The organism is Nonomuraea sp. SYSU D8015 (genome assembly GCF_008065375.1).
Taxonomy (GTDB): Bacteria; Actinomycetota; Actinomycetes; order Streptosporangiales; family Streptosporangiaceae; genus Nonomuraea.
The window spans coordinates 426179-437968 of sequence record NZ_VJYI01000004.1; the positions used below are offsets into that span (position 1 = coordinate 426179).

At 69.5% G+C, this 11790-nt stretch carries 11 protein-coding genes; 7 read left to right on the top strand and 4 right to left on the bottom strand.

Translation table 11 applies throughout. The features are described from left to right. Positions 1-26: 26 nt before the first annotated feature. Entirely contained in the window at positions 27-659 is a 633-nt protein-coding gene (locus ID574_RS21255; RefSeq protein ID WP_188190671.1) for a TetR/AcrR family transcriptional regulator, read from the bottom strand. A 151-nt stretch (positions 660-810) separates the two neighbouring features. Between ID574_RS21255 and ID574_RS21260 the strand changes: the two genes are divergently transcribed. From ID574_RS21260 to ID574_RS21285, 6 genes are all read left to right on the top strand, one after another. Then, a complete protein-coding gene (locus ID574_RS21260; RefSeq protein WP_188190672.1) occupies positions 811-2406 on the top strand; it encodes an MFS transporter in 1596 nt (531 codons plus the stop codon). 75 nt (positions 2407-2481) lie between these two features. After that, positions 2482-2742 (top strand): DUF3039 domain-containing protein, encoded by a 261-nt coding sequence (locus ID574_RS21265; protein WP_188190673.1) that lies wholly within the window; start codon positions 2482-2484, stop codon positions 2740-2742. 78 nt (positions 2743-2820) lie between these two features. Continuing rightward, positions 2821-3699 carry a zinc metalloprotease gene (locus tag ID574_RS21270; RefSeq protein WP_188190674.1) on the top strand — a complete coding sequence of 293 codons (879 nt, stop codon included), beginning with the start codon at positions 2821-2823 and terminating at the stop codon, positions 3697-3699. Between the two features lie 26 nt (positions 3700-3725). Continuing rightward, positions 3726-5111 carry an MFS transporter gene (locus tag ID574_RS21275; RefSeq protein ID WP_223166922.1) on the top strand — a complete coding sequence of 462 codons (1386 nt, stop codon included), beginning with the start codon at positions 3726-3728 and terminating at the stop codon, positions 5109-5111. Positions 5112-5973: 862 nt separating this feature from the next. Continuing rightward, the gene (locus tag ID574_RS21280; RefSeq protein ID WP_188190676.1) at positions 5974-6492 is read left to right on the top strand and encodes a hypothetical protein; all 519 of its coding nucleotides are present in this window, start codon (positions 5974-5976) and stop codon (positions 6490-6492) included. Positions 6493-6703: 211 nt separating this feature from the next. Then, a complete protein-coding gene (locus ID574_RS21285) occupies positions 6704-8458 on the top strand; it encodes a DEAD/DEAH box helicase (protein ID WP_188190677.1) in 1755 nt (584 codons plus the stop codon). 158 nt (positions 8459-8616) lie between these two features. On the opposite strand, the gene ID574_RS21290 is transcribed toward ID574_RS21285, so the two are convergent. Next, a complete protein-coding gene (locus tag ID574_RS21290; protein ID WP_188190678.1) occupies positions 8617-8928 on the bottom strand; it encodes a GNAT family N-acetyltransferase in 312 nt (103 codons plus the stop codon). A 1066-nt stretch (positions 8929-9994) separates the two neighbouring features. Between ID574_RS21290 and ID574_RS21295 the strand changes: the two genes are divergently transcribed. Continuing rightward, positions 9995-10372, top strand: coding sequence for an STAS domain-containing protein (locus ID574_RS21295; protein ID WP_188190679.1), 378 nt, complete (start codon positions 9995-9997; stop codon positions 10370-10372). Between the two features lie 16 nt (positions 10373-10388). Here the strand turns inward: ID574_RS21295 and ID574_RS21300 are convergent, their stop codons facing one another. Continuing rightward, entirely contained in the window at positions 10389-10880 is a 492-nt protein-coding gene (locus ID574_RS21300; protein ID WP_188190680.1) for a hypothetical protein, read from the bottom strand. 85 nt (positions 10881-10965) lie between these two features. Continuing rightward, positions 10966-11571, bottom strand: a complete 606-nt coding sequence (locus tag ID574_RS21305; RefSeq protein WP_188190681.1) for a nicotinamidase — start codon at positions 11569-11571, stop codon at positions 10966-10968. Positions 11572-11790 lie beyond the last annotated feature (219 nt).

An 11790-nucleotide genomic window follows, 5' to 3' on the forward strand; every position in this document is an offset into this window, starting at 1 on the left:
ACGCGATCGGACGGGCAAGTGGCGGGCTAGCGCGCCGGCGGCTCGAGGTCCCAGCCGGGCTGGAGCGAGCGCTCGGCCAGCTCGATGGTCTCCGCCATGCGGTTCGTGATCTCCGGCAGGGTGCCGTCGCGACGCGGGCACTCGAAGCCGACCCGCAGCGTGGACATGGCGAACGCCACGATCAGATGCGACAACTGGTCGGTGTCGGCGTCGGCGCCCCGGCGTGCGGCGATCACCTCCGCCAGGCGGCGCTCGGTCTGCGCACCCCTGGCGACCGACTGGCCGATCAGCCGCGGGTTCTCGTCCAGGATGCGGCGCAGCTTGAGGAACCGCGCGGACTCCTCGGGCGTTGAACCCTCCATGTCGCTCAGCACCGCGCGCAGCGCGTGCATGAGCGCCGTGAACGGGGACTCGTCCTGCGGGCGGGACTCGAGGGTCTCCAGCATGATCTCCTCACCGTGGTCGTGGAACCACAGCACCAGGTGATCTTTACTGGTGAAGTAGCGGAAGAAGGTGCGGGGGGAGACGTCGACGACCCCCGCGATCTGCTCGACAGTGGTCGACTCGTATCCTTGTTCGAGGAAAAGATCGAGCGCCGCGTCCAGGAGCGCCAGGCGCGTCTTCTCCTTCTTGCGTTCCCGTAGACCCACCGTGGTCACCCCTTCGAAACCTTTCTGTCACAGTGTGCCATAAGTCATAAGGCGATGATTAAAAGTCATTTGTCATCTGTCATCGACTGACATAGATTACCTGAGGCTTAAGAGATCTATGCCCTGGAGCAGGGCGTATGGCGTGATTGAGGGGGACTACATGGCTAACGCGAAGGCGGTCGACGCGCCGCCCTCGCCCGGCCCGGCGACAACGCGGACCGGGGGCAATCCATGGCTGGTGCTGCTCGCGGTCAGCCTGGGCGTCATCATGGTGATGCTCGACGGCACCGTCGTCGGCATCGCCAACCCGGTCATCCAGGCCGACCTGAAAGCCTCGCTGTCGGACCTGCAGTGGGTCACCAGCGGCTACCTGCTGGCCCTGGCGGTGTTCCTGATCACCGCGGGCAAGCTGGGCGACCTGTTCGGGCACAAGCGGGTCTTCCTGTTCGGCGTGGCGGGCTTCGCGCTCTCCTCGGTGGGCATCGGCCTCAGCGCCGAACTGGCCGACATCATTCCCGGCGTCACGCCGGTCGGCGCGTTGATCGGTCTGCGGGTGCTGCAGGGCCTGTTCGGCGCGCTGCTCCAGCCCGCCGCGCTGGCGCTGCTGCGCAGCGCGTTCCCCGGTGAGAAGCTGAACCAGGCGATGGGGGCCTGGGGCGCGATCATCGGCCTGTCCAGCGCGGCCGGCCCGATCGTGGGCGGCGTGCTGGTGGAGAACGTCAGCTGGGAGTCGGTCTTCTTCATCAACGCGCCCGTCGGCATCGTCGCGCTCGTCATGGGGATCTTCCTCATCAAGGACAGCGGCTCGCCGCTGCTGGCGAGGATCGACTGGCTCGGCGTGGCGCTGCTGTCGGGCGCGATGTTCTCGCTGGTCTGGACGATCATCAAGGCCCCCGAGTGGGGCTGGGGCGACAGCACGACGCTGACGTTCGTGGGCGCGTTCGCCGTGCTCATCGGCGCCTTCATCTTCTGGCAGAGCAAGGCGAGTCAGCCCCTGGTGCCGCTCTCGCTGTTCAGGAACGCCTCGATCTCCATCGGCACCGTGCTGATGATGATGGTCGCGTTCGCGATGTTCGGCGCGATGTTCTTCCTGGGCTTCTTCTTCCAGGGCGTGCACGGCCTGTCCCCGCTGGAGGCGGGTCTGCGCATGCTCCCGATGAGCGCCGGCATGATCTTCGCCTCGCCGCTGGCGGGCATGGCGATCGGCAAGCTGGGGCCGAAGATCACGATGGCGGCCGGTCTGCTGATCACCGCCTTCTCGATGTTCCTCATGTCCCGGCTCAGCATCGACGCCTCGTTCATCGAGAGCGGCATCCCGTTCCTGCTCCTGGCCTTCGGCCTCTCGCCGGTGTTCGTGGGCGCCACTGAGATCATCGTGGGCAACGCCCCGGTGGAGTTGAGCGGCGTCGCGGGCGGCCTTCAGCAGTCGGCCATGCAGGTCGGCGGCGCGCTCGGCACCGCGATCCTGGGGGCCGTGATGGCCGCCGAGATCTCCAGCACGCTGCCCGGCTACCTCGGCCCGGCGGTCCAGACGCTCCCGCTCGATCAGGTCGAGGGGCTGGAGAAGGCGGCCGCGTTCGGCGCCGCGCCGCCCGGGCTGCCCCAGGTGGTCGTCGACGCCGTGCACAACTCCTTCATGGACGGCATGCACCTCGCCTTCCTGGTGAGCACGGGCATCGCGGTGCTGACCGCGGTCCTCACGCTCTTCGTGAAGGCGGGCCGCAAGTCCGAGGGTGCGCCGGTCCACGTGGGCTGAGCCCTCTTCCTCTGTACGGCCCCCGCCGCGCGGCGGGGGCCGTACTGCTGTGCGGGCGGGCATAAACTCGATGGGGTGAGCACGAAGATCCTCCCAGAGCAGCAAACCACGCCGCGCACGTCTCACGGCGACGGCGATCACGAGCGGTTCGCCCACTACGCGGACAAGCACAAGATCACCGAAAGCATGGTGACGGGCACTCCCATCCGCGCCCTGTGCGGCAAGGTCTGGGTCCCCAGCCGCGATCCCAAGAAATATCCGGTGTGCCCGGAGTGCAAGGAGATCTACGAAGGTCTGCCGGCCGGCGGCGGCGACGAGGGCGGCAACAAGCAGTGAGTGTTGCTGAGCGGTAATTCCCCCAGGTAGGGCTACGGTCAGTACCCAGACCAGCTCATACCGTCATGGGGGGACCGTATGGCCCGGCGCGCGACCGCCGTCTCGTTGGCATGCCTGCTCACGGTGGGGATCGCACCGCCGCTCCAGCTCGATGCCGCCCGGGCCGCCACCTGCGCCGCAGCCCTTCGCCGGAGCACGCCGGGGCCGCGCTCGCCCAAGCCTGAAGACGTCGCCAAGGTCATGGCCGAGCTCGGCCGTCGGCTGGCCGGGGTCACGCCGCCCACCACGATCACCGTGCCCACCCGCGTGCACGTCATCACGCGAGGCGGTCGCAAGGTCTCCGACGAGGCGATCAGGAGCCAGATCGCCGTGCTCAACTCCGCGTACGGCGGCGCCTTCGGCGGCGTGGACACCGGCGTGCGCTTCCGGCTCGACGGCATCTCGGTCAAGGAGAACGCCGCCTGGTTCGCCGACCCCGTCGGCCACGAGCACGCCATGAAGACGGCGCTGCACCAGGGCGGGGCCGGCACGCTCAACCTCTACATCGCCCAGCTCAGCGAGCTGATGCTGGGCTTCGCCAGCTACCCCTACTGGTACGCCGACGCCCCCAGGCTCGACGGCGTCGTGATCGACTGGCGCAGTCTGCCCGGCGGCGCGATGACCGACTACAACAGGGGCTTCACCGGCGTGCACGAGATCGGGCACTGGCTCGGCCTGTTCCACACGTTCGAGAACGGCTGCGCGGAGCCCGGCGACGGCATCCACGACACACCGGCGGAGGCCAAGCCGACCGAGCAGTGCCCGGTGCAGAAGGACACCTGCGCGCAGCCGGGGCAGGACCCTGCACGCAACTTCATGGACTACGCCCCCGATCGGTGCATGTCGGAGTTCACGCAGGGGCAGGCGGTGCGCATGCACGAGATGTGGGCGGCCTACCGGAGCACACCAGATCTTTAGCCAGTGCGACAAATTACGATGTGTGGGTGACAGGACCAAAGGCACTCGACGCTCCCCACGTACCTCACCGGATCCTCGATCCCGCCTATCGCACCGCCACCCTGGGCATCCTCCTCGTTGTCACACTGGTGGCCTTCGAGGGCATGTCGGTCGGAGTGGTCATGCCCGACCTCGCCCGCGAGCTGAACGCGTTCGACCTCTACGGGCTGAGCTTCTCCGCCTTCCTCGTCTCCAGCCTGTTCGCGAACGTGGTGGCGGGACTCTGGTCGGACCGGCGCGGGTACGCGGTGCCGTTCCTGGTGGGACTGGCGCTGTTCGTGGCCGGCATGGGGCTGGCGGGTGCGGCGCAGTCGGCGGAGATGTTCCTCATGGCGAGGGCCGTGCAGGGGCTGGGCGCCGGTGCCTCGTTCGTGGCGCTGCTCGTGATGATCGCCAGGGTCTACCCGGCCGAGATGCGGCCCAAGGCGTTCGCGGCGATCTCCGCCGCCTGGGTGGTGCCCTCCATGGTCGGCCCTGCCGTCGCGGGGTTCGTGGCGGGGCAATGGGGCTGGCGGTACGTCTTCTACGGGATCATCCCGCTGGTCGTTCCCGCGCTGGTCATGCTCATCCCCGCGCTGCGCAAGCCCGCCACCTCCGACGAGGCGCCCCCGGACGGCCCGCGGTCGAGGCCGCTGGCGATGACGCTGGCCGCGGCCGCCGCGGCCGGCGGGGCCGGAGTGCTGCTGCACGGCGTGGACCGGCTGCACCTCGCCCCGCTGATCGGCGCCGTCGAGACGGCGGCCGGGCTGGGCCTCCTTGTCTACGGGCTGCACCGGCTGCTGCCTCCGGGCGCGCTGCGGTTCGTCCGCGGGCTGCCCACGACCGTGCTGATGCGCGGATTCTTCACGGCCTCCTTCTTCGGGGTGAACTCCTTCATCCCGCTGGCGCTGCAGGAGGTGAAGGGGTTCGAGGCGGCACAGGCAGGCATCGCGCTCACGACCGGGGCGCTGGGCTGGTCGGCGGGGTCGTACCTGCAGAGCCGGCGGGACGCGGCGCCGTACCGGAGGATCAGGCTCGCCGCGGCGGGCGTCACCGCGGGGGTGCTGCTCGCGGTGCTCCCGGTGCTTCCCTGGGTGACGGGGTGGGTGGCCGTGCCCGCGTGGATCGTGGCCGGGTTCGGGATGGGGCTGGGGATGGCCACCATCAGCGTCACGGCGCTCAAGCAGTCGCCGGTGAACGAGCAGGGCGCGAACTCGGCCGCGCTGTCGGTGACGGACATGCTCGGGTCCGCGCTGGCGGTCGGAGTCGGCGGGGCGCTGATCAACCTCATCGGGCACTCCTCCGCCCAGATCGCCACCGGCTTCGTCGTCATCTGCCTCCTCATGGCGGTCATCGGGCTGGGCGGCACCGCGCTCGCCGGCCGAATCCGCTGAATTCCGTCCCTCCTGTCACAGCGATCACGGATCGCCGGAACCGCGTGGCGAGGAGTGATAGGACAGCGGGCGAGGAGGTGTCATGGAGGGTGATCACCGTGTCTGGCCGCCTCTGCCGGGGGCCGGGCATCGCCGTACTCCTCCAGAGGACACGGAGCCCGCGTGGGGCCGAGCCCCGGAGGGCCCTGAGGAGGAGCCGCCACGGGGGCGGCGGGACCGCGCGAGCCGTCGGCGGCCTCACCCACTGGACCTGGATCCGGGGGAGACCGAAGACCTGGACGAGCCGTGGAACCCCCGGATCCGCAGGACCGCCGAACGCGACCTGAGCCGCGATCCGGCCCGGGACCTGGAAACCGGCCCCGATCCCCGGCGCGAGCAGGCTCCCGAGGCCGAGCGCGACCCGGAATGGCCGCCCAGGGGCGCCCCGGAACGGCCGCCACAGGAGGACGCGGAGTGGCCAGCGCAACGGGATGCGGAGTGGCCGCCGCAGCAAGACGCGGGATGGCCGCCCCGGCGAGATCGGGAGTGGGCGCGGCAACGGGACTTGGGGTGGCCGCCCCGGCGGGACCCAGGGTGGCCACCGGAACGGGACCCGGAGTGGCCACCCGAACAGGACCCGGAGTGGCCGTCCGAGAGCGGCGGTCCGATGTGGCCTCAGGTCCGCGGCCCGGCACCGAGCACGGGCCGCACGCTGGACCCCGATGGGCGTTCCTCTGAGCCGTCCTCCAGGCCGTCGTCGTCCGGGCCGTTGTCCTCGCCGCCCTGGGACACCCTCCCGCCGTCCGCCCGGCTCTACGGCACCCCGATGGACCCCGGAGCGCGCCGACGCCCCGGACGGCGTGTATGGCGGCGGTGGGCGGGCGTGCTGGTGGCCCTCCTGGCCGGCATGGGGCTGGTGGCGGGCGCGACCGCCGTCGTCTTACAGATCACCGCGCCACAGGCCGAGACGGGCCGGCTGGCCGACGGCCTCGCCGGGGTGTCGGCGGCGTTGCCGCAGGGATGGCGCGTGGGGTCGGTGCCACCGGTGACGGGCTTCACGTCGGTGGTCAGGGACGGGGCCGGAGGCCTGATCATGGCCAGGCCGGTCCCCGGACCCGTGAAGGACGCCGAGAAGGCCACGGCCGACGCGGCCGAGCTGTACTCCAGGCTCCTGCTCAAGGGGGACCGGGTGAGCGTCGTCGAGGACAAGGAGATCCCCCAGGGCCACACGCGGGCGCTGCGGGCCGAATATCAGGACGTGGTCAACCGGCCCGCCTTCCTGAGAGTGACGCTGATCACTCGCGGGCAGCGGGCCGTACTCCTCGTCGGGCTGCTCCAACCGGAGGAAGCTGCACGCCGGCAGGCCCTCGACGCCCTCATGGCGGGGATCAGATACGGATGAGAAACCTGCTAAGTGGACTGCCGCTACGGTCTTGACCAGGAACGGACAATAGGGCGGCAGTCTGACGAGCAGGTTTCTTGTCCGCCGGCCCCCTAACACGTGAGGAGAACCTTGGCCAGAATCCACGGCTCACGGCACGTCTTGTCGGTGGGCCCGTCTACTCTTGGGTCACTGTGAGAGAGCGAAGCACACGAACCCCAGGGGTGATGCGGTGAGCACCTTCGCCGCGTCCCATCTTTCGCCTTCCTATCCAGACCGGGCCGCGTGGGGCACCGCCCCCAAGCTGCGCGCCTGGCAGCAGGAGGCCTTCGACCTCTACTTCAGGCGCGAGCCACGTGACTTCCTCACGGTGGCGACGCCGGGCGCGGGCAAGACGACCTACGCCCTGCGCATCGCCAGCGAGTTGCTCGCCCGCGGGGTGATCAGAGCGATCACCATCGTGACCCCGACCGAGCACCTCAAGCGCCAGTGGGCCGACGCCGCGGGGCGGGTCGGCATCGGCATCGACCCCGAGTTCAAGAACAGCCAGGGCACGACGTCCCGCGACTACACCGGGGTCGCGGTGACGTACGCGCAGGTCGCCATGCACCCCGCGCTGCACAGGGCGCGCACCGAGGCGCGCAAGACGCTGATCATCTTCGACGAGATCCACCACGCGGGCGACGCCAAGTCGTGGGGCGACGGCGTGCGCGAGGCGTTCGAGCCGGCCACGCGCCGCCTCCAGCTCACCGGCACACCTTTCAGGTCCGACGACAACCCGATCCCGTTCGTCGCCTACGAGGAGGACGCCGAGGGCTTCAAGCGCAGCGTTGCCGACTACTCCTACGGCTACGGCCCGGCCCTCGACGACGGGGTCGTCCGACCGGTGATCTTCCTCGCCTACTCCGGGGAGATGAAGTGGCGCACGCGCGCCGGTGACGAGCTCGCCGCGACGCTCGGCACTCCGCTCACCAAAGATCAGCTCTCGCAGGCCTGGCGGGCCGCGCTCGACCCCAAGGGCGACTGGATCCGCCAGGTCATGCAGGCCGCCGACCGCCGCCTCACCGAGGTGCGCCGGGGCGTTCCCGACGCGGGCGGCCTGGTCATCGCGACCGACCACGAGACCGCCCGCGCCTACGTCCGTCACCTGCGCAACATCACCGGCGAGGGCGCCACCGTGGTGCTCTCCGACGACCCCGGCGCGTCGAAGAAGATCAAGCAGTTCGCCGCCTCGGAGGACCGCTGGCTGGTCGCCGTCCGCATGGTCTCCGAGGGCGTCGACATCCCCCGCCTGTGCGTGGGCGTCTACGCCACCTCGACCTCGACGCCGCTCTTCTTCGCCCAGGCGGTGGGCCGCTTCGTCCGCGCCCGCAAGCGCGGCGAGACCGCCTCCGTCTTCCTCCCCTCGGTGCCCACGCTCATGGGCCTGGCCAACGAGATGGAGGTGGAGCGCGACCACGTGCTCAACAAGCGGCCACCGGAGGACGGCCTCGACGACAGCCTCCTGGAGCAGGCCAACCGCAAGAAGGACAACCCCGACGTCCTCGGTGACGAGCTGCCGTTCGAGACGATGGAGACCTCGGCCACGTTCGACCGGGTGCTGTTCGACGGCGGCGAGTTCGGCACCGGCGCCGAGGTCGGCTCCGCCGAGGAGGAAGACTTCATCGGCCTGCCCGGGCTGCTGGAGCCCGACCAGGTGGCGACGCTGCTGCGCAAGCGGCAGTCCGACCAGCAGGCCGCCCGGCGCAAGCAGGCGGCGACCGAGCAGCCACGTGAGACGCTGGCGCCGCACGAGCAGATCGCGGAGCTGCGACGCGAGCTCAACGGCCTGGTAGGCGCCTGGAACCACCGCACGGGGCAACCTCACGGGGTCATCCATTCGGAGCTGCGCCGCGTCTGCGGCGGCCCGCCGATCGCCCAGGCCACGGCCGAGCAGATCCAGGAGCGCATCGACATGATCCGCCGCTGGGCCACCCAGCGCCGCTGAAACGCCTGCTCGTACGGGGGACGCCGGTTTCCGGCAGCCCCCTGAGCCTCGGCGAGCAGGCATGCGTTCTCCGGGGTGAGCGGTCGAACGCATTGGGGCGGAGCGCACGGCGTCACCTGTCCTTCAGGTCTCCGCCCGGATCGGCCAAGACAGAACCTCTAACCATGCGCGGAGTCGTCCCCGTCGAGCGGCTTGACCATGATCCGGCACAATTCCGGGAGAAACTGGCGTCGGCCGTCCGAGAGATAGATGACCGCGGTCGTCTTCACCATGCCATGAGGCCACTCGACGTAGCCATGTCGCTTGTACAGCCGCTGGGCGTCGTCATTGTCCAGGCCCACGCCGAGCGCCACCTGCCGGTGCCCGGCCGCGCTGAGCCGTTGCCGGACCACGTCCAGGAGCTCGCTGCCGATCCCCATGTTGCGGCGCCGGGGGACGACCTCCAGATGGGTGAGCAACGGGACGGACACCGGGCAGGTGCGCGCGTAGCTCGGGCTCCTCGGCCGGCGCCAGCCAGACGTAGACGTCTCCGACCGGCACGTCTCGCTGCCAAGCGACGAGCAGTTGACCTGCTCCTCGCCCTAAAAGAGGTGAGGATTCCGGAGCCGCTTGCGCGGCCCCGGTGCTTGGCGCTTCACAGACCGGGCAATCCCGAAGTCTCCACGCCCTGAGACGACCGGCCCGGCCGCCTGTAGTGCCATGTCGATCTCACTCGACGGCTTGATTATCGCACGCCCGTTCGATCGATTCCCGCTTTAGCGCCTCTCCGGCCGTGCCGCCATTGATTCGCTGAGATCCCAGGTGCGCGCTTCGCGCTCCGGGCTGTTGCGGCTTCGCCGGGCCATCCCCTATCGGGGACCGCATTCATCCACGGCCTGAAGGCCGATGGCTTTCCGCGGACTTTCGGTAACCGTGCCCCACCCCTACTTCAAGGCTTCAGTAAACATCGCCGAAGTACTGAAGTCGAGGAGCGAGGCGTTCATTGCTCGCAGGAGCTGTTCGAAGCGGAGCAGGAAGAGGCCGGGAGGGACAGCCGGACAAGGTTCAGCCGAAGGCCTGAACCTCAGGTGAAGCCGACGCCCGGGTGTTCGGAACCGCCGCCCTGGAATTTGTTCGGAACTTAACTTCGAGGAGTTTCTGGTGAATGCCGCTGACGGGCGCCCGAAGAAGTGGTCTTAATGTGAATCCGGAGCCTTTGCTTGTCCGTCCTCGCCGCCTGATCGGATAATTTCATTAATCGGTGGGTATCGGGAGAAAGGCAAATTGGATGACGGCACTCACCTTCGGGCTCTCGATGGCATCAACCGGTTCCACCGGCACTGGGGGCCTGACGCTCTTCGTTCTCGCGCTCGGGATCACGGCGACGATGGCGGCGATCCGTGGGCTGGTGCGAGCGTGGCCTCCTCAGCGCTGCGCGCGCCGGCTCGTCCGGGACCTATGCATTTGGACACAGAGCAGTGGCCTTCTGTTAGAAGCTCAGGGGGAGCGGCAACAACCTCCTTGGCTCGTTTTGAGGTGTGCAGAAGGACTCCGCCCATGTCAGCTGAGGCCAACAGGAAGTCGACGCTCAGTGTCACTCCGGGCCTCTCTCGCAACGCCATCATCATCAGGCTCGGGGGCGAGCTCGACGTCAACGCGGTGCCCGTGCTGCGCGAGCACATGCAGCACATCTGGGAGCTCCCCCCGAAGCCGTTCCTGATCGTGGACCTCGGTGAGGTGACGTTCTGCGACTCGATGGGGATGAACGAGCTCATCAGCGTCATGCAGCGGTGCGAGGCCCGGGGGACCAGGCTGTTGCTCGGAGGGGTGCAGGGCGTCATGGCCAGGGTGTTGTCGATCACCGGGCTGCGTCATGCGTTCGAGGTCTTCGCCAGGGTCGACGACGCGTTGCGGCTGGCGGTCGCCCCGCCTTAGCCCTCGGGCGGCCTGCTCAGTGACCTGGGCGCGGGATGCGGCGGCCGCTGCTGCCGTCCACCGGGATGCGGCCCGCTTTCCCCGGCAAGGGGACGGTGACCGCGGCGGTGTCTCCCTTGACGCTTATGGGCAGTGTGAGATCCCCGGAGCCCTGGCCCGTACGCAGCCAGACCAACAGCCGCTTCCCCTTGGTGCGGAGGCTGACCTCGGCCGTCTCGCACTCGCGGCGAGCGGCGGCCCACGTCAGCACCAGCGCTGTGCCGGCTCTCGCCGACCGGAGAACCGGATAGCGCTCGTCGCAGGCCCGCGGCGGTGACGCGTCGTGGGACACGACGGACGTGCCCTGGACGGGAGGCCGACGGATGTGATCCATCGCGATCGTGCCGCCCTCCAGCAGGAGCAGGGTCGCGATCGCGGCGATCCGCTCGGCGGTGTTGCCCTTGATGAGGAGCCACAGGCTGAGTGGGGCGAGGAGCAGCCAGGCCACACCCAAGGAGATGGCCGGCATGGAGAACCTCCCGCGACGAGGACTGGTCACTCTCCGTATTACTACGACTCCGGAGAGGGGTCGCCCTCTTGAATATCACATCACCTCAGCGTTGCGCACCGCGTACGCCCCGTGGTCGTGGTCGGCCCACGACGGGCGCCCCGCGCAAGGTGACGCCGGCGTCCTTCAGCTCGGCCAGCGCCGCCTCCATCGTGGTCGAGGCCACCCCCGCCGTCAGGTCGAGCAGCACCCGCACCGCGAACCCGTGCTTGACCGCGTCCAGCGCCGTGGCGCGCACGCAGTAGTCCGTGGCGATGCCCACCACGTCCACCTCGCGCACCCCGCGCTCGTTCAGCCACTCGGCCAGCGAGACCTCGTCGCCCGACGTGCCCTCGAAGCCGCTGTACGCCGCCGTGTAGGAGCCCTTGCTGAAGACCTCCTCCACCGCGGACACGTCCAACGACGGGTGGAAGTCGGCCCCCGGCGTGCCGGCGACGCAGTGGGACGGCCAGGTGGAGACGTAGTCAGGGGTCTCCGAGAAGTGGCTGCCGGGGGAGATGTGGTAGTCGCGGGTGGCCACCACGTGGTCGTAGCCGTGATCCGCCACGTGGCGGGTGATCGCCGCCGCCACCGTGGAGCCGCCGGCCACGGGGAGGCTGCCACCCTCGCAGAAGTCGTTCTGCACATCGACGATGATCAGCGCGGTGCCCATACTCAGCACTGTACGTCAGGGCATCGGACGAGTCCCCGTGACCCTGGGCGGGGGTCCTTGGGGGGTGGTGGGGCGGCCGGACGAGTCCCCGCGGGGATCGGCGCGCGCCCGTCTGCCCGTCTGCCCGGGTGAGGTTCCGGATGGGTGGGGGCGGCTGGGCGGGTTCCCGCGGGGATCGCCGCGCGGCCGGCTGCTCGGGTGGAGGTTCTTCGGGGAGGA